This window comes from Hydrogenophaga laconesensis, assembly GCF_031457235.1.
Taxonomy (GTDB): Bacteria; Pseudomonadota; Gammaproteobacteria; order Burkholderiales; family Burkholderiaceae_C; genus Hydrogenophaga; species Hydrogenophaga laconesensis.
Window position 1 is genome coordinate 249,956 of record NZ_JAVDWE010000001.1, and the last position, 20,456, is coordinate 270,411.

Consider the following 20,456-nt stretch of genomic DNA (forward strand, 5'->3'; position numbering starts at 1 on the left):
CGTTTCGGGGCGTAAATAAGCCCCGCATAGCACAACGGGCCTTGCGGCCCGTTGTCTTGTCAAGCCTGGGAGGATCAGGCGCCCTTGGCGGCAGCGACCTGAGCAGCCACTTCGGCAGCAAAGTCGTCCACCTTCTTCTCGATACCCTCGCCCACCACATACAGGGTGAAACCCTTGACATGGGTGCCAGCGGCCTTGAGCATGGCACCCACGGTCTGCTTGCCGTCCGCAGCCTTTACGAAGACCTGGTCGAACAGGGAAACTTCCTTGAGGTACTTCTGGACCGAACCTTCCACCATCTTGGCGGCGATATCGGCAGGCTTGCCCGACTCGGCAGCCTTGGCTGCGGCCACCGAGCGCTCGCGCTCGATCAACTCGGCCGGAACGTCGGCCGACGTCAGCGACACGGGTTTCATGGCGGCCACATGCATGGCCACGTCCTTGGCGGCCACGGCGTCACCGTCGAACTCCACCACCACACCGATGCGGGTGCCGTGCAGATAACCAGCGAGCTGACCACCGTTTGCCCAACGCTTGAAACGGCGGAACGACATGTTCTCGCCGATCTTGCCGATCAGGCCCTTGCGCACATCTTCCAGGGTGGGACCAAAGCCGTCCTGGCTGTAAGGCAGCGCCCCCAGGGCTTCCAGGTCGCCGGGGTTGTTCTCGGCAGCCAGCTTGGCGGCCGCATTGGCCAAACCCAGGAAGCTGTCATTCTTGGTAACGAAGTCGGTTTCGCAGTTCACTTCGATCAGGGCGCCCGTGGTGCCACTGATGAAGCTGGCCACGACGCCTTCAGCCGTCACGCGGCTGGCGGCCTTGCCGGCCTTGGTGCCCAGCTTGACGCGCAGCAGCTCTTCAGCCTTGGCCATGTCGCCATCGGCCTCGGTGAGGGCTTTCTTGCACTCCATCATGGGAGCGTCGGTCTTGGCGCGCAGTTCGGCGACCATGCTTGCGGTGATTGTTGCCATCTCTGTTTCTCCGTTCGCCGCGCTGCCCAGCGGGCAAAGCGGTCTGTTTCAAATGATCGGGCTGTCTTGTGAAAAAGGGGCTACATGAGCCCCTCTTTCATGCGAGAGACACGCTCAGGCGGAAGCGTCTTCCTTGACTTCCACGAATTCGTCAGCGCCCTCGGCGGCCACGGCCTTGACGACATCGTTCACCGCATTGTTACGGCCTTCGATGATGGCGTCGGCGATGCCTCGCGCATACAGGGCCACGGCACGGGCCGAGTCATCGTTCCCGGGAATCACGTAGTCGATGCCCACAGGCGAGTGGTTCGTATCGACCACACCCACCAGCGGAATGCCCAGCTTCTGCGCTTCGAGCACCGCAATCTTGTGGAAGCCCACGTCGATGATGAAGATGGCGTCCGGCAAAGCGGTCATGTCCTGGATGCCGCCGATGTCCTTCTCGAGCTTTTCCATTTCACGAGCAAACATCAGCTGCTCCTTCTTGGTCATGCTGTCCAGGCCGGCTTCCTTCTGGGCCTGCATATCCTTCAGGCGCTTGATCGAGGTCTTGACCGTCTTGAAGTTGGTCAGCATGCCACCGAGCCAGCGCTGGTCGACGAAAGGCACGCCGGCACGGCGGGCTTCCTGGGCGACGATGTCGCGCGACTGGCGCTTGGTACCCACCATCAGGATGGTGCCGCGGTTGGCGGACAGCTGGCGCACGAACTTCGCAGCCTCCTCGAACAGGGGCAGCGTCTTTTCGAGGTTGACGATGTGAATCTTGTTGCGATGGCCGAAGATGTACGGAGCCATCTTGGGGTTCCAGAAGCGGGTCTGGTGGCCGAAATGGACACCTGCTTCCAGCATTTCGCGCATGGAGATAGACATGAATGAACTTTCCATAGGTTGAGTCTAAAATCCAGCCCCGATCACCTGTGCAAGGGCGAGCCGATGACGGCTCCCACTGCTTCAGGCAACACCCGGTTGGGCTGGTTTGCGATTTCGCTGTGCAGGAACTGATCGAACGAGGTTCGGGTCAGCAAACTGCAAAGCCTGTCGATTATAGCAGCCCGACCGACCCAGCCCCATAGCCACGCTGGAACGGCGCCCGCCCGGGCACGCTCCGGGGTGCTTCTGCGCCACGCTTCATGCCCGACGTCCCGCCGCCCGCCGATTGCCCTCCCCCCTCGACATTCACGGTCACCGCAACTGCCAGGGGAATATCTTGAGGATTGCCGTGATTGGCGCCGGCGTCGTGGGCACCGCGACGGCCTTCGAATTGACCCGGGACGGGCATGAGGTCACGGTGTACGAACGCCGGGGCACCGTGGCGGAGGAGGCAAGTTTTGCCAGTGGCGCACTGGTCGCCGCCGGCTGGACGGCACCTTGGACCCAACCCGAGCGCTGCGTCCATATGCCGTGGAGTTCGCGCCACGACGGCATGCAGCTCGCCCGCCTGCCGCGGGGCGGCGAATGGCGCTGGCTCTGGCGCTGGTTACAGTCCGGCAAGGGCATCCACCAGACGGAGCAGCATCGGCAGATGCATCAGTGGGTGCGCTACAGCCAGGAGCGCCTGCAGGCAATCACCGAAGAGCTCAAGCTCGATCACGACCGCAGCCAGGGGATGATCGTTCTCTGGCGCACGGCTCGCGAAGCGGAACTGGCGCGCCCTTCTCTGCAGCAGTTGAAGGATCTCGACATAGCGTTCCGCGAGCTCTCTCCTGAACAGGCGCGTGCACTGGAACCTGCCCTGAGCACCGATACACCCTTGCACGGGGCCGTGGAGCTGGGCGGAGAGGCCGCTGCCAACTGTCGGGAATTCGCGCTCTCGATCAGAGCCGAGGCACAACATATGGGCTGCCGATTCGTGTTCAACACCTCGGTGAAAGCCATGGACGCACGCGGCCCAGGAGGCGTGGCGTTGCAGCTGGCCGCCGCAAACGCGCCAAGCTCTCTGGAAGACGACAGGCCGCGCTTCGATGCCGTGGTCGTCTGCGCTGGCGTCCACAGCACCGCCCTGCTGCAACCATTGGGTCTGCGAGTCCCCTTGCGACCGGTGTACAGCCACTCGCTCAGCGCTGCCGTGCGTGAGCCGCTTGATGCTCCCGCTTCGGCCGTGCTGGATGCAGGCCACGGCGTTTCGATTGCCAGGCTGGGCCTGCGCGTGCGGGTGGCCGGCGGATGTGAATTCGGCTCGCCGCCCGGACAGCTGTCAAAGGCGACACTGCGCCGCCTCTACAACGTGCTGGCGGACTGGTTCCCTGGCGCCGTGCGCCTGGGTGGCCCCCGAGGCAGTGTGCAGGAATGGTGCGGCGCACAAGCCACCCTTCCCGATGGCTCTCCCCTGCTTGGCACCACACGTTTGCCCGGTGTCTGGCTGAACCTTGGCCACGGTAGCGCCGGCTGGTCCATGGCGTGCGGCACGGCGAGGGCCCTGGCAGACCAGATGTCTGGTGCCACACCGGGCATCGACTTGACCAGCAGCTCTCCCCTGCGCTTCGGCGTCTGACACCCAGCGCCCAGGAAGATGGGCGCAACCGTGTTGAAATGCAGCGAAAGTGGCCGGGCCGCCGGCCGCGACCCGTTTCCCCCAGGAGAAAGACTTGCACTGGCGTGATGTCTCCATAACCAATGGCCCTCGCCCCGTCTCCGTCCCGGGGCAGCAAGCGCTCTACGGCAGCACGGCCACACGCCAGATCGAACAATGGGCCGCATCCACTCTGCCCCATCACACGCTGATGTCGCGCGCCGGGCTGAGCGTGGCACGGCTCGCACAAGCCCTGCAGCCTCACGCGCGCTGCATCTGGGTGGCATGCGGACCGGGCAACAATGGCGGCGACGGCCTGGTCGCAGCCACCCACTTGCATCGCGGGATGCAGGCACGCGGTAGCAAATTCCATGTGGTGGTCACGCACCTCCCGAATGACGGCGCCCGGCTGCCTGCCGATGCGCTTGATGCCCTTCAGGCTGCCCGTGCGGCGGGCGTCGTGTTCTCCGAAGAGCCTCCGGCGCACTTCGATCTGGCCATCGACGCCCTGCTCGGGATCGGCAGGATCAGACCCCCGCAGGGTCGACTGGCCCTGTGCCTGAAGGTGCTGCGTGACAGCAGCAGCCCCGTACTCTGCGTGGACCTGCCCAGCGGGCTGGATGCCGACACCGGCACGCTGACAGGCGAAGCCGGTGCGGCACGGGCTGGAGAGCGCCACACCCTGTCCCTGATCACCCTCAAGCCCGGACTTTTCACCGGCACGGGACGCGATGCCGCGGGCCATGTCTGGCTGGACGACCTGGGCATTGCCCCCCCTCAGAGCACACCGGTGAGTGCCTGGCTGGGCATGCAGCCCACCCAGGCGACTGCACGGCTGCACGCGAGCCACAAAGGCAGCTTTGGCGATGTGCTGGTACTGGGTGGACAGGGCATCGGCGTGAGCGGCGCGGGCATGACTGGCGCAGCGGTGCTCGCCGGCCGGGCGGCATTGCACGGTGGGGCAGGCCGTGTGTTCGTTGGGCTGCTGGAGGATGATGCACCGCACAGCACCCCGTGGGATCCAGCCTGCCCGGAACTCATGTTTCGCCGACCCAGCCTGCTGCTGGAATCTGACACGCTACGGAATGCCTGCGTGGTCTGCGGATGCGGTGGCGGCACGGCGGTGGCCGCCCTGTTGCCACGCGTTCTGTCGACCGCCCGAACGCTGGTGCTGGACGCGGACGCACTCAACGCCATTGCCGCCGATGCATCCCTGCAAACCCTCCTGAGCCTTCGCCGCGACCGGGGCCGGAGCACCGTGCTCACACCCCACCCGCTCGAGGCGGCACGCCTGCTGGGAAGCGATACCCGGCAGGTGATGGCCGATCGCCTCAAAGCCGCACAAACCCTGGCCGACCGCTTCGGGGCATGCTGCGTGCTCAAAGGGTCTGGCTCGGTCGTTGCCGCTCCAGGTGAAGTACCGATCATCAACGCCAGTGGCAACGCCGCGCTGGCCACCGCGGGCACCGGCGATGTGCTGGCCGGCATGATCGGCAGCGCACTGGCACCACTCAAGCTGGTTGATGAGCAGATGCAGGACCGGGTGGCATCCGCCGTGTACCAGCACGGCTGGCTGGCCGACCATTGGCACGATACAGGGCATGCCGGCGAACTCAGCGCGAGCCGTCTGGCCGCTCGCGTCCGTCCCCTGGCCGGATAACTGCTTCAGCCCAGCAGCATCAAGCCCACTTGCAGCAGGATGATCACCACCAGGACCGACAGGTCCACCCCGCCAATGAGCGGCACGATGCGCCGCACAGGCCTCAGGATGGGGGAACAGAGGCGGTCCAGCGTGCCCATCACCGGCGAATGCGGTTGCACCCAGGACAGAATGGCATACCCGATCAACAGAATCATCAAACCCTGCAAAAGCGTCCGGATCAGGATCCGCACCGCCATGGTGAAAATCGTCGTGAGGGCCACGGCACCAGAGCCCGGCGCCGCCGAAACGCTCACCGCCAACAGCAGCCACAGTCCGCCATAGATCAGCGCGAGCACCAAGGCCGCGGTCAGACTTCCCCAGTCGATGCGGCTCTGCGCAAGCGAGCGGGGCAACAACCGGCGGATGGGCGCCACCAGCCAATCGGTCACCGCGATCGCGAACCTGCCGGGCTGCCCCGACATGTTGATGCGCAAGTGGTTCATCCACGCGCGCAGCAACGCGGCCGCCACCAGGAAGAAGAACAAGGTTTCGAGCAGGAAGAAGACAATGCGCATGGTATGACAGCGACAACGGACGAATGGCGAGTTTAGGCTTTCAAGGCGCGAGCCGGGCCGTCTGTCCCAGCATCAGTCGCCCACCAGGCGCAAGGGCGCTCGCGGCACACGCGGATCGGGCTCGTGGCCATTGGCCAGCCGCTCAAGCGCTGCGGCACGGGAAGCCTCCAGAAAATCCAGCATGATCGGCGAGCTATCGGCCAGCGCGTCACGCCCGTGGTGAAACTCCGGGTGCCACTGCACACCGCGTGCGTAGGTGTCGCCCGTCCAGCGGATGGCCTCGACGAGGCCGTCCAGGGTGGACACCGCCTCCACCACCACTCCCTTGCCCAGTTCCGCCACTGCCTGGTGATGGATGCTGGTGACGCGCAACTGCGAGGCGTTGGGGTACAGCTTCGTGAGCGCCGTGCCTTGCAAAAAGGTGACGTCGTGCTCCAGCTGATCGTAGAGATCGGTATCCACGTGGGCGTGGGCCGCCGGGCACTGCGTGGGAATGTCCTGGTACAGGGTGCCACCGAACGCAACATTCAGAAGCTGTGCGCCACGGCAGACACCGAGCACGGGCTTCTTCTGAGCCAGGAAGGTACGCAGCAACGCCAGCTCGTAGCGGTCTCGCACCACATCACCCTGCCAGCGGGGATCCATCGGCGTCTGGCCATACGTCTGCGGGGCGACGTCGGCGCCGCCCTGCAGCACCAGCGCATCGAGCTCCTGCACCACCTGCTCGACCTTGAGATGGCGGGCCGCATGCTTGCTGTCATGCGCCACCGCCGGCACCATGAAGGCCACCGCTCCGTGCTCCATGATCCAGTGCGCAACCGACTGCTCGATGTACTGCAGGATCTTGTTGCGAAAACCCAGTTCTTGCGGAGCCTGGTGCAGCAAGCGGGCAGACACGCCGATGCGCAACGCACGCTCGGTCGGGACGGTTGTGTCGCGCCGCCTCACCGACGCTGCCCTGGTGGTCTTGCTAACAGGGCTTTTGGTGAGAACAGTGGAACTGGACATTCGATGCTTCCGGGGTGGGTTCAGCGTCGGCTCTTGCGCGACTGGTTGGCGGTGCTGCGGGCACCACCGCGTTCGCCCTTCTTGCCCGCAGCCTTGCGCACGGCGGCCTTGACGTCGATCGCCGGGGCCTTTGCCGAGCGGCCCTGTGGCGCGCCTTCGGCACGGGTGCGACGCGCCTTCCCGCTTCGCGCCGAGGTTGAATGGCCCTCCGGCGCGGCAGGCAACCCCGTCTTGTCGCGCATGGCACGAAGCACCAGATCGTCGTTGCCACTGACCAGCCGGAAATCGATACGTCGCCCATCCAGGTCAACCCGGCTCACCTGCACCTGCACGCGGCTGCCCAGCGCATACCGAATGCCCGTGCGTTCGCCACGCAGCTCCTGGCGGGCCTCATCGAAACGGAAATACTCGCCACCCAGTTCGGTGATATGCACCAGGCCTTCGACGTACATGGCGTCAAGCGTGACGAACAATCCAAAACTCGTGACCGCGGTCACGACGCCACTGAACTCCTCGCCCAGGTGCTCTCGCATGTACTTGCACTTGAGCCAGGCCTCCACATCGCGGCTTGCTTCGTCCGCTCGGCGCTCGTTGGCGCTGCAGTGCAGGCCGGCGGCCTGCCATGCCAGGATGTCGGCAGACGGCTTCTTCGCCACCTCCCCCGACACAGGCGGCCGAACACGGCTCGACAGCCTCTTGCTCAGCTTGGCGTGTGCCTCGCCCGGCGTCGGCAGCGCGGGCAGTTCGTAGCGCTTGCGCGCCAGGATCGCCTTGATCACACGGTGCACGAGCAGGTCCGGGTAGCGGCGGATCGGGCTGGTGAAGTGGGTGTAGGCGTCGAATGCCAGGCCGAAGTGGCCGCTGTTGATCGGGGTGTAGATCGCCTGCTGCATCGAACGCAACAGCATGGTGTGAATCTGCTGCGCTTCTGGGCGGTCCTTGGTGGCGTTGGCGATCTGCTGGAAGTCAGCAGGCTTCGGGTTGTCACCGATCGTCTGCGACACCCCCATGGCCTTGAGATAGTTGCGAAGGATTTCCTGCTTCTCTGGCGTCGGGCCCTCGTGCACACGGAACAGTCCGGTGTGCTTGCCCTCCTGGATGAAGTCGGCCGAACACACGTTGGCTGCGAGCATCGCCTCCTCGATCAGCTTGTGCGCGTCGTTGCGGGTGCGCGGCACGATCTTCTCGATGCGCCCCGATTCGTCGCACACGATCTGGGTCTCGGTGGTCTCAAAATCCACCGCGCCCCGCTCACCGCGCGCGGCGAGCAACGCGCGGTACACATCGTGCAGATTGAGCAGATAAGGCACCAGTGCCTTGCGCTGGGCGGCTTCGGGACCACGCGTGTTCTGCAGGATCGCCGCCACCTCCGTGTAGGTGAAGCGGGCATGGCTGAACATCACGGCCGGATAGAACTGGTAGGCATGCACCTCGCCCCTGGCATTGACCAGCATGTCGCACACCATGCAGAGCCGCTCGACACCCGGGTTGAGCGAGCACAACCCGTTGGAGAGCTTCTCCGGCAACATGGGAATGACGCGGCGAGGAAAGTACACAGAAGTGGCGCGATCGTAGGCGTCCACATCGATCGGCGAACCGGTCTCCACGTAGTGGCTCACATCCGCGATCGCCACCAGCAGCCGCCAACCTTTGCCCTTGCCAACCTTCGCCGGCTCGCAATAGACCGCATCATCGAAATCGCGCGCGTCCTCGCCGTCGATCGTGACCAGTGGAACGTCCCGAAGATCGACGCGATGCCTGAGATCGGCCCCGCGAACGTTGTCAGGCAACGCGCGCGCCTGGGCGAGTGCGGCCTCGGAAAACTCATGAGGCACACCGTACTTACGCACAGCAATCTCGATCTCCATGCCGGGATCATCGATCTCACCCAGCACCTCCTTCACCCGACCCACTGGCTGACCGTAGAGCGCGGGCGGCTCGGTGAGCTGCACCACCACCACCTGGCCGGGTTTGGCGGAGCCGGTCGCCCCCTTGGGAATCAGCACGTCCTGACCATAGCGCTTGTCTTCAGGCGCCACCAGCCACACACCACTCTCCTGCAGCAGGCGACCGATGATGGGCGAGTCCGAGCGTTCGACGATTTCCGTCACACGACCTTCTGGTCGCCCTTTGCGATCCAGGCGCACGATGCGGGCCTTCACCCTGTCCTTGTGCAGCACGGCCCGCATCTCGTTGGATGGCAGGTAGATATCGGCCTGGCCGTCGTCCCGCACGACAAAACCATGTCCATCACGATGTCCGGAAACGACACCTTCATATTCGGCCAACAGGCTATTTTTTTCGTTCACTTTTTCTCTGCTATACTTCTGGTTTTCCTGAGATGCCCAGGTGGCGGAATTGGTAGACGCACTAGTTTCAGGTACTAGCGCCGAGAGGCGTGGAGGTTCGAGTCCTCTCTTGGGCACCAATCATAAGGGCTTGCAAACATGATGTTTGCAAGCCCTTTTCTTTTGCCCTCTCTGCCAGCCCGCCTACGATCAGGCACTCACAGACAGAGCGCGTTGCTCCACATTTGGTAGCAAACTGACACCGGCTACTGATTCCTTGGCCGGTCATGGCAATCACGGTCAAACAGGTACCGCCATAAGGTCGTGACCCTGCGCCGCGACCACGCGCGCCTTGGTGAACTCGCCGACCTTCATGGTCTTGCTGATCTTCTCGGGCGGCAGCAGGCGCACCACACCGTCGATCTCGGGTGCATCGGCGTAACTGCGCCCAACACCACCCTTGCGGCCCAGGCCTGGCGCCGAATCCACGAGCACCTGCATGGTCGCGCCGACACGTTCTCGCAACTTGTCTGCCGATACTTGTTCGGCCACGGCCATGAACCTCGCCCGCCGCTCCTCGCGCACCGCATCCGGCACGGGATCGGGCAACTCGTTGGCCGTTGCGCCGGGCACTGGCGAATAGGCAAAACAGCCCGCCCTGTCAATGCGTGCTTCGCGCACGAAGTTCAGCAGATGATCGAACTCGGCATCGGTTTCACCAGGGAAGCCCGCGATGAAGGTGCTGCGCACCACAATCTGCGGACAAAGCTCGCGCCAGCGCGCAATGCGCTCCAGATTTCTTTCGCCGCTCGCCGGTCGCTTCATGCGGCGCAACACATCGGGATGGCTGTGCTGCAGCGGCACATCGAGGTAAGGCAGGCACAGACCGTCGGCCATCAGCGGAATGACTTCATCCACGTGCGGGTATGGGTACACATAGTGCAAGCGCACCCAGGCACCATAGCCCTGAGCCAGCTCGCCGAGGGCTCGGACCAGATCGAACATGCGCGTCTTCACCGGTTTGCCATCCCAGAACCCGGTGCGGTACTTCACATCGACGCCATAGGCCGACGTGTCCTGGCTCACCACCAGCAACTCCTTCACACCGGACTCGAACAGTTTGCGGGCTTCCGTCAGGACGTCGCCGATCGGTCGACTCACCAGATCACCGCGCATGGAAGGGATGATGCAGAAGGTGCAGCGGTGATTGCAGCCTTCGCTGATCTTCAGGTAAGCGTAGTGCCGAGGGGTGAGCTTGATGCCCTGCGGAGGCACCAGATCGACAAAGGGGTCGTGCGGCTTGGGGAGATGCTCGTGAACCGCCGTCATCACTTCATGCGTGGCATGCGGGCCGGTCACCGCCAGCACACTGGGGTGCATCTGCCGCACCAGATTGCCGCCGCCCTCGCCTTCGCGGGCTCCCAGGCACCCGGTGACAATCACCTTGCCGTTTTCAGCGAGTGCTTCGCCAATGGTGTCCAGGCTTTCGCGCACCGCGTCGTCGATGAAGCCGCATGTGTTGACGATCACCAGATCGGCCCCGGCGAAGGTCTTGGAGGTTTGGTAGCCCTCGGCACTGAGTTGCGTGAGGATGAGTTCGGAGTCGGTCAGCGCCTTGGGGCAACCCAGGCTGACAAAACCGACTTTGGGCGCCGCGTGGGACGGCTGGGATAGCGTTTCAGACATGGCCCGATTGTCTCAGACCCGCCCGAACGCCGCAGATACCGCCCCTCAGCGCTTGAGTCCGAGAGCCGCCAGCATCTGTTCGCTGTTCTTCTGCATCTGCTCCTGCATCTGCGTGAAGGCGTTGCGCGACTGCTCGAGGTATGTCCCCATCATCCCCTGCATCATGGGCGACTGCACATTCATGAACTGCTTCCAGGCTTCCGGGTTGACGCTCGCAGACTGCTCCGCCATCTTGTGCTGCAGGTCCATGAAGATCTGGACATTTTTCTCGAGGTAGGCACCCATGAAGTCCTGCATGGAGTGGCCGTAAAACCGGATGATGTTGGCCAGCACCTGCTCGGTGAAGATGGGAACACCCGCCGTTTCCTCTTCCAGGATGATCTGCAGCAGGATGCTGCGGGTCAGGTCGTCGTTGGACTTGGCGTCACGGACCACGAAAGGCTCGTTGTCCATGACCAGAGACTTGACTTCGGCCAGCGTGATGTAAGACGAGGTGTCGGTGTCGTAGAGACGCCGATTCGGGTATTTCTTGATCACACGCACGGCAGGCGCACGTTCACTGCCGCTACCGGCCTTGGTTTTTTGCACTGCAGGACTTTCAGGATGGGATGGGCCGCAGACGCCCATGGTCTGGGGAGCATACGGCACATTCTAAAAACCCACCTCCGTACCGTATGCATGGGTTTTCCCTGTGGGCACCGGCCTCCCGGGCATTGCCAGGCGCATGAACGGAGCCATGCCGGCCGCAAGGACAAAAAAAAGCAGACCCTGTGGTCTGCTTTCAGCTCGCGAGGGCCTGGTTGACCCTGCAGAAGTTTGGTAGGCGCGATTGGACTCGAACCAACGACCCCCACCATGTCAAGGTGGTGCTCTAACCAGCTGAGCTACGCGCCTACAAACGATTCGAAGCCTCGCAGTATAGCAGTTTCCAGGGGACCTTCTGGCCAGAGCATCACATCATTTGCGGCGCACCACCCGCACCCCAGGCACATCGCCCACCACCGACATTGCACGCATCACCTGACGGGCGTCCGACACCTCGATGGTGAACGTCATCCAGGCAACGTCCCTGACCGATTGCGTCTGCACGCCGATGACGTTCATCTTTTCCCGGGCGAACACATCGGAGATATCGCGCAGCAACCCCTGTCGGTCCTGTGCCTCGATGGCCACGTCCACCGGATACACCGCAGCGCGGCCATCCCGGTCGGGTTCGCCTTGTCCGCTCCACTGCACTTCGATCACGCGATCGGGGTTCTTGCGTTGCAGATGGGCGAAATCGCTGCAATCGGCGCGGTGAATGCTCACGCCCTTGCCACGCGTCACGAAACCGCCAATCTCGTCCGGCGGGGCCGGCTTGCAACATTTGGCCAGTTGCGTCATCAGCGATTCCACACCCACCACCAGCACGCCGCCACTTGGCTGGCCGGACGCCTTGCGCGGCTTCTTGAGCCACACAGGCACTTCGGATGCTGCCTCAGGCTCCGGGGGGCGCAGATGTGTCTCGATGGCGCGCAAAGACAACTCGTCCTTGCCGACCTGCTCGAACAACTCCTGTGCAGAGGCGAGGCCCATCGACACGGCCAGGTCATCGAACTTCAGCGCAGTCTTGCCTTCCCGTTGCAAGAGTTTTTCGACCGCTTCGCGCCCGCGCGCCACGGTCTCTTCCATCGCCTGAGCGTTGAACCACGCGCGCACCTTGCTCTTGGCCCGGTGGCTGACAAGGTACCCCAAGTCCGCGTTGAGCCAGTCACGCGAAGGACCACCTTCCTTGGCCGCGGTGATCTCCACGGTCTGGCCGTTCTGAAGGGGCGTGTTGAGCGTGACCATGACGCCGTCGACGCGCGCCCCACGGCAACGGTGGCCCAGGCTGGTGTGCACGCTGTAGGCAAAGTCCACCGCTGTGGCGCCCTGGGGCAACTCGACGATCGCCGCGTCGGGCGTGAGCACATAGATGCGATCATCGAAGAGGCCCTGCGCGGTGCCACTCAGGTCGCGCTCCCAGGCCAGCAGCTGTCGCAGCACCGCGATTTTCGCGTCGTACTCCGAGCTGGCCGAAACACCGGCATAACCCTTGGTACCCGCCTCCTTGTAGGCCCAGTGCGCCGCCACACCGTGTTCGGCATGGTCATGCATGGCCTGGGTGCGGATCTGGATCTCGAATGCCCGGTCCTGCGCATCGCGCACCACCGTGTGCAGCGACTGGTAGCCGTTGGGCTTGGGTTTGGCGATGTAGTCGTCGAACTCGTTGGCCAGCGGCACGTACTTCGCGTGCACATGCGCCAGCGCCGCGTAGCAGTCGTCCACGTTCGGCACGATCACCCGCAAGGCACGGATGTCGAACACCTGATCGAAATCGAGCGACTTGCCGCGCATCTTCTTGACGATGCTGTAGATGTGTTTCGGCCGCCCTTGCACCGACGCCAGCACGCCCTGCTGCTGCAGGTCGGCTTCCAGCTGCTGGCGCACCTGTTCCACATGGGCCTCGCGCTCGGCACGCTTCTCGTCCAGCAGTTTGGCGACGTGCTTGTAGGTCTGAGGCTCGAGAAAACGGAACGCCAGATCTTCCATTTCCCACTTGATCTGCCAGATGCCCAGGCGGTTGGCGAGAGGCGCGAAGACATGCAGCGACTCGCTGGCGAGCGCCTCCCCCGGCTCTCCCTTGCAGGCGGCGAAGTAACGCAGCGTCTGGAGACGCGACGCCAGGCGAAGCATGACCACGCGCAGGTCCCGCGAGAAAGCCAGCAGCATCTTGCGCACGTTCTCGGTCTGGCTCGCGGCCAGCTCCGAGACCGGAGCCTTGCCCGGAGCAAGCATCGGCAATGCCTGTTCATGGGCCGCCTGCCGCTCTTCTTCCTTCTTCGCCTGCACTTCAGCCGACTTGATGCGTGCCTGGCGCTGGAGCTGCACGAGCTTGGTGGTTTCCAGGGCCAGGGCCGCGAAATTGTCGCCAAAGGCCTTGGAGATCACCTCCTGCGGCCGGTTGAGGTGCTGACAGGCATACACGAGGTAGGCGGCCGCCTGCATGGCCTCGGAGCCGCCAATGTCGTTCAGCACGCCCGCGACGGCATCGGCATGCGCCAGCGTGTTCTCGCCGGTGTCCAACTGTTCGCTGCCCAGCAGCGGCTCCGCGAACGCGCGCGCGCGCGCCAACGCCTGAGCTTGCCTGGGCAAACTGTCGGAAGTGGCGGCGACGATCGCAGAGGGCACGGCCGGCGCTCGTTCAGCAACGGCAGTGGCGCTCACAGGTTCGGCGGAGCTGGGGGAATTCGATCGTTTCATGTATCGCTCAACTGTCGACCGTGGTTCAGGACAGCAGAAATTCCCGCACCACGGCCACCTGATCATCGGACACCAGCGTGGGGGCGTGGCCGACGCCTTCAAAAACCACACAGCGCGCCTTGGGGCCTCGCCGCCCCATTTCGGCGGCCGTGGCCGCCGAGAGCAGATCCGAGTCGCCGCCACGCAGCAGCAGCGTGGGAGCGGTGATGGCGTCGTACAACTGCCAGAGCATGGTCTCACCGTCGTGGGCCACCTTGCGTGCCTGGGCCTGATCGGCCATGCCGGTCAACGCTTTCACCGGCATGGCAATGGCCGGGTCGTAGTGCAGCCACCAGCGCCCTTCGCGCTCGCGCAACAAAGGAAGGGACAGCGCGCGCCATTGTTCCGGCGTGTGTGGACCGAAACCGGTCGAGATGGCAGCCAGGTACTCGGTGGCGGCCTGCTCGCTGTCGAACGATGGGTTCTGCCCGAGGTAGGTGCTGATGCGCATCAGGGCCTCCCATTGCACCACGGGGCCGACATCGTTGAGCACGAGTCGCCGTGGCGCCAGCGCGGGCTGGGCGGCAAGGGCCATGCCAATCAGTCCCCCCATGCTGGTGCCCACCCAGTCAATCACCACCCCGGGTCGCTCGGCCCGCAGGTGCATCAACAGGGCAGCGAGATCGGTGGCGTAATGCGGAATCTGGTAACCCATCGGGTCGGCCATCCAGTCGCTGTGGCCACGCCCGGCCACGTCGACGGCGATCACGCGGCAACGCTCGGCCAAGGAACGGGCCAGGGTGTCGAAATCGCGCCCTTGGCGCGAAAGGCCGTGCACACAGACAACCACGTGGCCGGCATCGCCCGAGAGGACATCCCAGTCCCAGTACACCATGCGGCGCGGCGCACCGGTATTGGCTGCCGGCCCGTTGACGGTGAGGTATCGGAGGCTTGGTTCTTGCATGGATCTGATCGCGAAGCGGACGCCGGCAGAGGCGTCCGTGATAATGCCTTGAGTGCTTTTCAACCCATCGTACTGGAACACTGGAGTTCACCCATGCTTGCCAACAAAACCGCCCTCGTCACCGGCTCCACCAGCGGCATCGGTCTGGGCATCGCCAAGGCCCTGGCGCGCCAGGGCGCCAACATCGTGCTCAATGGGTTCGGCGATGCCGAGGGCCCCAAGGCCGAGATCGCGGCACTGGGCGTGAAAGTCGCATACCACGGCGCGGACATGAGCAAACCCCCGGAAATCGAAGACATGATGGCCTTCGCCGCCAAGACTTTCGGCCAGGTGGACATCCTGGTGAACAACGCCGGCATCCAGCATGTTGCGCGGGTGGAGAACTTCCCGGTCGAGCGCTGGGACGCGATCATCGCCATCAACCTCACCAGCGCTTTCCATGCCAGCCGCCTCGCCCTGCCCGCCATGCTCAAGTCCAACTGGGGACGCATCATCAACGTGGCTTCGGTGCATGGCCTGGTGGGGTCGGCGGAAAAATCGGCCTATGTGGCAGCCAAACACGGCATCGTCGGCCTGACCAAGGTCACGGCGCTGGAGAACGCCACCACGGGCGTCACCTGCAACGCCATCTGCCCGGGCTGGGTGCTCACTCCCCTGGTACAGAAACAGGTGCACGCCAAGGCAGCGGCCCAGGGCATTTCCAACGCAGAGGCCACCAGGCAACTGCTGGGCGAGAAAGAACCGTCCATGCAGTTCACCACGCCGGAAGAGCTGGGTGACCTGGCGGTGTTCTTCTGCTCGCCGGCCGGCAACAACGTGCGCGGCGTGGCCTGGAACATGGACGGCGGCTGGGCCGCTCAGTGACTGTCCTGCTCCCGCCATGAGAAAGGCCCGCGATGCGGGCCTTTCCCTTTGTGCGTGAGGGAGACTCAACGCAGCTGGATCGATCCCGACACCGTGACATTGACCGTGGATTTGCCTGCTTCCAGCGGCACGGCCGCATCCGACATGGCCGCTTTGGCCTCCATGGCCATGGCACGCGGCTGGAACGGGCGCACCTCCTGGTCGGCCGAACTCACGTTCACTTCGCGCAGGCTGTAGCCCGTGAAGCCGAAACCCTTGCTGACCTCGTCGGCCCGGACCTTGAAGCGCTCGATGGCGAGCGCCTGGACATCGGACTCCAGCTTGCGGCGTGCTTCGCGCGACAGCGAGAAGCTCGTGCTGGACATGGTCAGCGTCTGGATCTTGCCTGCGGTGGCACTGATGAGGGCGAAATCGCGCCCTTCCAGCACCAGCTCGGTGCTGCCTTGCCAGCCATTGATCTTGCCGTTGCTGCCGTAGCGCGGATACAGGCTGAACTGGCCTGTGCGCACTTCGAGTTGCTGAGGCTTGGCGCTGGCCCTGGCAATCGCCAGAGCAGCGTCGAGCGCTTGCTTGAGCTGGTTCTGCACGGTGCCGGCATCGCTGCCTTCTCGTGTCGTGTTCAGCGTCATGGCCAACCAGTCCTGTGGCACCTCGAGAAAGCCGCTGGCAGCGATATTGACAACGTTGGCCGGGACAGGCGCGGTCACCTGGGCCATGGCCGAGGCGCTGGCGGCCAGCCCGAGGGCCAGGACAGAGGGGAGAAAGAAACGGTTGCGGGACAGAGAAAGGTGACGCGAAGAAAACAGGGTCATGGCTTGAACTTGAAGTCGTGGTGCGGCTGGTCGCGAAGCTGTTCGCGCAGTCGCTGACGCTCCTCCACCGAAAGTCGGTAGGGCTTGCGGCTGTCATCCATGTCATCGAAGGGCTGCCGCAGCGCATCGCGCAAGCGCATCGTGCTGCGTGGATCGCCGCCGTCGGCCGACACGGGAAGGACGGCGACCGGCGTGTCCGAGGGCATCGGGTGCACGCGCTGATCCTCGGGAGCGGCGACGACCGACCCCAGGGACAACAGCAGCAAACCACTCGACAGACACGATTTCATGGTGGACTCAAGTATGGTCATTCCGGCGATTGTGTGATGTGGGCGCTGTGAAGCTGCGGAGAATCGGGGCAACATCTGTAACAGCGTGTCAGAAAAATAAAAAACGAGTGCTGACAAGCACTTGGCGCTGCCACAATCGCGTTTGTTACATTTATCGGAAGTTGTAGTCATGCCACAAACCAATGTTCGCCCCAACAAAGTGCTGGTCGTCGACGACGATGTCCGCATCCGCGACCTGCTGCGCCGCTACCTCATGCAGGAAGGCTTCGAGGTCATGCTGGCCGAAGACGGCAAGGCCCTCAACCGGGTCCTCCAGCGCGATTCGGTCGACATCATCGTGCTCGACCTGATGATGCCCGGCGAGGATGGCCTTTCCATCTGCCGCCGCCTGCGCGCCAATGGCGACCGCACGCCCATCATCATGCTCACCGCCAAGAGTGAGGATGTGGACCGCATCGTCGGCCTGGAAGTCGGTGCTGACGACTACCTGGGCAAACCCTTCAACCCGCGCGAGCTGCTGGCCCGCATCCACGCTGTGCTGCGCCGCCGCCCTCCTACCGAAGTGCCGGGCGCGCCCTCCCAGGACCAGGAAGTCGTCAAGTTCGGTCCGTTCGAGTTCGATCTGAGCCTGCGCACCCTGCGCAAGGACGGCGCAGACCTGCCGCTGACCACCGGCGAGTTCGCCATGCTCAAGGCACTGGTGCGCCACCCGCGCCAGCCCCTCTCGCGCGAAAAGCTGGCCCAATTGGCCCGCGGCCGCGAGTTCGAACCTTTTGACCGCAGCCTGGACGTTCAGGTCTCCCGCCTGCGCAAGCTGATTGAAGAAGACGCCGCTTCACCGCGCTACCTGCAGACGGTGTGGGGTGTGGGCTACGTGTTCGTACCCGATGGCAATGCCTGATGTCCGACGAGTCCCGCGTTCCCTTCGAGACCCAGCCGGCCTCGCTGGAGACCATGCCCGCTCCACTGGAGATGCGCCCTTCACGAAGCGTGAGCCTCTTCTGGCGCACCTTCCTGTTTCTCGCACTCCTGCTGGTGGGCTGCACTGTCGCCTGGCTGCAGACTTTCCGTGCACTGGAGTACGAGCCACGTGCGCTGCAAAGCGCCAACCAGCTCGCCTCCCTGGTCAACCTCAGCCGGGCCGCGCTGGTGCACTCGGATGCCATCGCCCGTGTGTCGCTGATCAAGACGCTGGCTGCCGAGGAAGGTCTGCGCATCGCGCCGCGTGAGCCGACCGACACCTTCCGCCTCTATAACACCGATGCAATCAGCCGCAATGTGTCCGAACGGCTGAGCGGCCGCCTCGGGCCGGACACGCTGGTGGCGCGCGAGGTCAATGGCACGGCCGGCCTCTGGATTGGCTTCACCATCGACGGCGATCCGTATTGGCTGCTCACCGACCCCTCCCGCATCGGCCCGGTGGCTGGCACCACGTGGCTGATCTGGCTGGGCACGGCGGCCTTGCTTTCGCTGACCGGTGCGGCGCTGATCGCACGGCTGATCAACCGGCCTCTGAAGAAGCTCTCGTTTGCCGCCAGCCGCGTTCGCGAAGGTGATTTCAACGCCAGCCAGCTCAACGAGGCCGTGGCCACGAGCGAGATTCGTGAGGTCAACATCGGCTTCAACCGCATGGCCCAGCGGCTCTCCAAGATCGAGCAGGACCGGGCGCTCATGCTCGCGGGCATCTCGCACGACCTGCGCACGCCGCTGGCGCGACTGCGACTGGAAACCGAGATGAGCGTGGGCGATGCCCAGGCGCGCGAGCACATGGCCGCCGACATCGACCAGGTCAACGCAATCATCGACAAGTTTCTCGACTACGCGCGGCCGGACCACCTCAAGCCTGAGCGCGTGAGCCTCAATCAGGTCGTGGACGCTGCCATCTACTCGGTGGGGCAGGACCAGAACACTTACATCACCACCAACATCCCGCGCGACACCGCCGTGATGGGCGACGCGGTGGAGCTGCAGCGGGTGTTCTCCAACCTGATCGAGAATGCGATGCGCTATGGGCGCGACCCGGAAACCGGGGTGGTCAAGATCGACATCGCGGCCAAGGCCAGGGATGACACGGTGCTGGTCAAGCTGCGCGATCACGGCAAGGGCGTGAACCCGGAACAGATTGATCAGCTGACCCAGCCGTTCTACCGGGGAGATGTCTCGCGCACCTCGGCCACGGGCACAGGGCTGGGCCTGGCGATCGTGGACCGCGCTGTCGCGCGGATGGGCGGGCGCTTTGCGCTGGCCAACAGCAGCACCGGGGGCCTTGCGGCCCACATGAAGCTGGTCAAGGCGCCGTCTTGAGGGCGGGCGGGCCGACAAGCAGCGCCACCGCGCGCGCCTCGATCGACAGGCCCTGCCCCACCGGCCCGATTTTCTCGGCCGTCTTCGCCTTCACATTCACCTGAGCGGTCGCCAGCCCCAGCGTGCTGGCAATGCCTTCGCACATGGCGGCGATGTGCGGTGCCAGCCTGGGCGCCTGCGCGATCACGGTGCTGTCCACATTGCCGATCTCGAAGCCCGCCGCGCGCACGCGCCGCGCGGCCTCGGCCAGCAGCGCGCTGGAATCGGCCCCCTTGAAGCGCTCGTCGGTGTCCGGGAAGTGGCGCCCGATGTCGCCCAATGCCGCCGCGCCCAGCAGGGCATCGGTGATGGCATGCAGCAGCACGTCGGCGTCGGAGTGGCCCAGCAGGCCTTGGGTGTGCGGGATGTGGACACCACCAATGATGAGTGGCCGTCCGGGCACAAGCGCATGCACGTCCCAGCCCTCGCCGATGCGCAACGTGGGAAGGGTGTTCATGGGCGGCTCCTGAGAACGGCTTCGGCCAGGGCGAAGTCTTCGGGGTAGGTGACTTTGAAATTCTGTGCGCTGCCCTGCACCAGCAACGGATGCTGACCCACCATTTCCATGGCGCTGGCCTCGTCGGTCACACCGGCAAAGCCCTGTGCTGCTCGCGCGGCCAGCGCTGCCTGCAAGGGGCCCAGGCGGAACATCTGCGGTGTCTGCGCCAGCCACTTGCCACCGCGGTCGACGGTCGCGGCCACGCGGCCATCGGCAGCGGTCTTGAGCGTGTCGGGCAGCGGCAGTGCGAGCAGGCCGCCCACGGGATCGTCCCGGCAGGCGTCGATCAGGGCGCTCACCTGCGCCGGGGTGACGAGGCAGCGCGCGGCGTCGTGAACCAGCACCCAGTCGCTCTCGTCGGCACCCAGCTCGCGCAAGGCCTGAAGGCCGTTGAACACGCTTTCGGCACGCGTGGCGCCACCACGGCGCGCCAGCGTCGTGCCCACGGGCTGAGAGGTCCAGAACACGTCATCGAAGGCGATGACGACCACACACAGATCGAGCCGGGGCACCGCGCGCAACGCATCGAGCGTGTGCATCACCATCGGCTGACCGGCGATGGGCTGGTACTGTTTGGGAATTCCGGTGCCGGCGCGGGTGCCGGTGCCCGCGCAAGGCAGCAGCGCATGGCAACGGGCAGTGCCGGGGCGGGTCAATTCGGTGGCGACATCGGGCATGGTGGGCCTGCATTCTAGAATCAGCGGTCACACCCCCGCCCCGCCCCGGTCGGGGGTGTTCGTCATG

General features: G+C 64.5%; 18 protein-coding genes and 2 tRNA genes. 6 read left to right on the forward strand and 14 right to left on the reverse strand.

The genetic code is table 11. The features are described from left to right. Window positions 1-74: 74 nt before the first annotated feature. A complete protein-coding gene (tsf, locus tag J2X09_RS01160) occupies window positions 75-971 on the reverse strand; it encodes a translation elongation factor Ts (protein ID WP_204731520.1) in 897 nt (298 codons plus the stop codon). A 114-nt stretch (window positions 972-1,085) separates the two neighbouring features. Beyond that, window positions 1,086-1,841 carry a 30S ribosomal protein S2 gene (gene rpsB / locus J2X09_RS01165; RefSeq protein WP_204731521.1) on the reverse strand — a complete coding sequence of 252 codons (756 nt, stop codon included), beginning with the start codon at window positions 1,839-1,841 and terminating at the stop codon, window positions 1,086-1,088. A gap of 337 nt (window positions 1,842-2,178) precedes the next feature. Here rpsB and J2X09_RS01170 point away from each other — a divergent pair, with 337 nt between their 5' ends. Then, window positions 2,179-3,462, forward strand: a complete 1,284-nt coding sequence (locus J2X09_RS01170; protein WP_204731522.1) for an FAD-dependent oxidoreductase — start codon at window positions 2,179-2,181, stop codon at window positions 3,460-3,462. Between the two features lie 94 nt (window positions 3,463-3,556). After that, window positions 3,557-5,140 (forward strand): NAD(P)H-hydrate dehydratase, encoded by a 1,584-nt coding sequence (locus tag J2X09_RS01175; RefSeq protein WP_310307086.1) that lies wholly within the window; start codon window positions 3,557-3,559, stop codon window positions 5,138-5,140. A gap of 5 nt (window positions 5,141-5,145) precedes the next feature. Here the strand turns inward: J2X09_RS01175 and J2X09_RS01180 are convergent, their stop codons facing one another. The 3 genes from J2X09_RS01180 to rnr all read right to left on the reverse strand — a co-directional run bounded on the left by J2X09_RS01180 (window position 5,146) and on the right by rnr (window position 8,996). Then, window positions 5,146-5,667: a YggT family protein gene (locus tag J2X09_RS01180; RefSeq protein ID WP_310307088.1), complete on the reverse strand. Its 522-nt coding sequence runs from the start codon at window positions 5,665-5,667 to the stop codon at window positions 5,146-5,148. A 102-nt stretch (window positions 5,668-5,769) separates the two neighbouring features. Then, complete coding sequence (locus J2X09_RS01185) at window positions 5,770-6,705, reverse strand: gamma-glutamyl-gamma-aminobutyrate hydrolase family protein (protein WP_204731524.1); 936 nt, start codon at window positions 6,703-6,705, stop codon at window positions 5,770-5,772. A 20-nt stretch (window positions 6,706-6,725) separates the two neighbouring features. Next, a complete protein-coding gene (gene rnr / locus J2X09_RS01190; protein ID WP_374726482.1) occupies window positions 6,726-8,996 on the reverse strand; it encodes a ribonuclease R in 2,271 nt (756 codons plus the stop codon). Between the two features lie 52 nt (window positions 8,997-9,048). Between rnr and J2X09_RS01195 the strand changes: the two genes are divergently transcribed. Next, a tRNA-Leu gene (locus tag J2X09_RS01195) sits at window positions 9,049-9,133 on the forward strand. Between the two features lie 160 nt (window positions 9,134-9,293). Here the strand turns inward: J2X09_RS01195 and rimO are convergent. From rimO to J2X09_RS01220, 5 genes are all read right to left on the reverse strand, one after another. Further along, window positions 9,294-10,679: a 30S ribosomal protein S12 methylthiotransferase RimO gene (gene rimO / locus J2X09_RS01200; protein WP_204731526.1), complete on the reverse strand. Its 1,386-nt coding sequence runs from the start codon at window positions 10,677-10,679 to the stop codon at window positions 9,294-9,296. Between the two features lie 45 nt (window positions 10,680-10,724). Then, window positions 10,725-11,267 carry a polyhydroxyalkanoate synthesis repressor PhaR gene (phaR, locus tag J2X09_RS01205; protein WP_310307091.1) on the reverse strand — a complete coding sequence of 181 codons (543 nt, stop codon included), beginning with the start codon at window positions 11,265-11,267 and terminating at the stop codon, window positions 10,725-10,727. 229 nt (window positions 11,268-11,496) lie between these two features. Next, a tRNA-Val gene (locus J2X09_RS01210) sits at window positions 11,497-11,573 on the reverse strand. Window positions 11,574-11,636: 63 nt separating this feature from the next. Further along, window positions 11,637-13,961 (reverse strand): RelA/SpoT family protein, encoded by a 2,325-nt coding sequence (locus J2X09_RS01215; RefSeq protein WP_204731527.1) that lies wholly within the window; start codon window positions 13,959-13,961, stop codon window positions 11,637-11,639. 25 nt (window positions 13,962-13,986) lie between these two features. Beyond that, window positions 13,987-14,904, reverse strand: a complete 918-nt coding sequence (locus tag J2X09_RS01220) for an alpha/beta fold hydrolase (RefSeq protein ID WP_204731528.1) — start codon at window positions 14,902-14,904, stop codon at window positions 13,987-13,989. Window positions 14,905-14,997: 93 nt separating this feature from the next. On the opposite strand from J2X09_RS01220, the gene J2X09_RS01225 reads away from it, so the two are divergent. Beyond that, entirely contained in the window at window positions 14,998-15,768 is a 771-nt protein-coding gene (locus tag J2X09_RS01225) for a 3-hydroxybutyrate dehydrogenase (RefSeq protein ID WP_204731529.1), read from the forward strand. A gap of 65 nt (window positions 15,769-15,833) precedes the next feature. Here J2X09_RS01225 and J2X09_RS01230 read toward each other — a convergent pair whose 3' ends face one another. Next, window positions 15,834-16,580: an SIMPL domain-containing protein gene (locus J2X09_RS01230; RefSeq protein WP_204731530.1), complete on the reverse strand. Its 747-nt coding sequence runs from the start codon at window positions 16,578-16,580 to the stop codon at window positions 15,834-15,836. Continuing rightward, on the reverse strand, window positions 16,577-16,891 hold the full coding sequence (locus J2X09_RS01235) for a hypothetical protein (protein WP_310307095.1): 315 nt from the start codon (window positions 16,889-16,891) through the stop codon (window positions 16,577-16,579). The genes J2X09_RS01230 and J2X09_RS01235 overlap by 4 nt, the downstream gene beginning before the upstream one ends. A 148-nt stretch (window positions 16,892-17,039) precedes the next feature. On the opposite strand from J2X09_RS01235, the gene ompR reads away from it, so the two are divergent. Both ompR and J2X09_RS01245 read left to right on the forward strand, forming a co-directional pair. Next, window positions 17,040-17,771: an osmolarity response regulator transcription factor OmpR gene (gene ompR, locus J2X09_RS01240; RefSeq protein ID WP_204731532.1), complete on the forward strand. Its 732-nt coding sequence runs from the start codon at window positions 17,040-17,042 to the stop codon at window positions 17,769-17,771. Then, window positions 17,771-19,174 carry a sensor histidine kinase family protein gene (locus J2X09_RS01245; RefSeq protein WP_204731533.1) on the forward strand — a complete coding sequence of 468 codons (1,404 nt, stop codon included), beginning with the start codon at window positions 17,771-17,773 and terminating at the stop codon, window positions 19,172-19,174. The genes ompR and J2X09_RS01245 overlap by 1 nt, the downstream gene beginning before the upstream one ends. On the opposite strand, the gene ispF is transcribed toward J2X09_RS01245, so the two are convergent. Continuing rightward, window positions 19,158-19,670 (reverse strand): 2-C-methyl-D-erythritol 2,4-cyclodiphosphate synthase, encoded by a 513-nt coding sequence (gene ispF / locus J2X09_RS01250; RefSeq protein WP_204731534.1) that lies wholly within the window; start codon window positions 19,668-19,670, stop codon window positions 19,158-19,160. The genes J2X09_RS01245 and ispF overlap by 17 nt on opposite strands. Then, window positions 19,667-20,389, reverse strand: coding sequence for a 2-C-methyl-D-erythritol 4-phosphate cytidylyltransferase (gene ispD, locus J2X09_RS01255; protein ID WP_204731535.1), 723 nt, complete (start codon window positions 20,387-20,389; stop codon window positions 19,667-19,669). Before ispD ends, ispF begins: the two co-directional genes overlap by 4 nt. Between the last annotated feature and the right edge of the window lie 67 nt (window positions 20,390-20,456).

Excerpts from the sequence above, each read along its gene's own strand:
- tsf (WP_204731520.1), bottom strand. The coding sequence starts at position 971 with ATGGCAACAATCACCGCAAGCATGGTCGCCGAACTGCGCGCCAAGACC.
- rpsB (WP_204731521.1), bottom strand. The coding sequence starts at position 1,841 with ATGTCTATCTCCATGCGCGAAATGCTGGAAGCAGGTGTCCATTTCGGC.
- J2X09_RS01185 (WP_204731524.1), bottom strand. The coding sequence starts at position 6,705 with ATGTCCAGTTCCACTGTTCTCACCAAAAGCCCTGTTAGCAAGACCACC.
- rimO (WP_204731526.1), bottom strand. The coding sequence starts at position 10,679 with ATGTCTGAAACGCTATCCCAGCCGTCCCACGCGGCGCCCAAAGTCGGT.
- J2X09_RS01215 (WP_204731527.1), bottom strand. The coding sequence starts at position 13,961 with ATGAAACGATCGAATTCCCCCAGCTCCGCCGAACCTGTGAGCGCCACT.
- J2X09_RS01220 (WP_204731528.1), bottom strand. The coding sequence starts at position 14,904 with ATGCAAGAACCAAGCCTCCGATACCTCACCGTCAACGGGCCGGCAGCC.
- J2X09_RS01225 (WP_204731529.1), top strand. The coding sequence starts at position 14,998 with ATGCTTGCCAACAAAACCGCCCTCGTCACCGGCTCCACCAGCGGCATC.
- J2X09_RS01230 (WP_204731530.1), bottom strand. The coding sequence starts at position 16,580 with ATGACCCTGTTTTCTTCGCGTCACCTTTCTCTGTCCCGCAACCGTTTC.
- J2X09_RS01235 (WP_310307095.1), bottom strand. The coding sequence starts at position 16,891 with ATGACCATACTTGAGTCCACCATGAAATCGTGTCTGTCGAGTGGTTTG.
- ompR (WP_204731532.1), top strand. The coding sequence starts at position 17,040 with ATGCCACAAACCAATGTTCGCCCCAACAAAGTGCTGGTCGTCGACGAC.
- J2X09_RS01245 (WP_204731533.1), top strand. The coding sequence starts at position 17,771 with ATGTCCGACGAGTCCCGCGTTCCCTTCGAGACCCAGCCGGCCTCGCTG.
- ispF (WP_204731534.1), bottom strand. The coding sequence starts at position 19,670 with ATGAACACCCTTCCCACGTTGCGCATCGGCGAGGGCTGGGACGTGCAT.
- ispD (WP_204731535.1), bottom strand. The coding sequence starts at position 20,389 with ATGCCCGATGTCGCCACCGAATTGACCCGCCCCGGCACTGCCCGTTGC.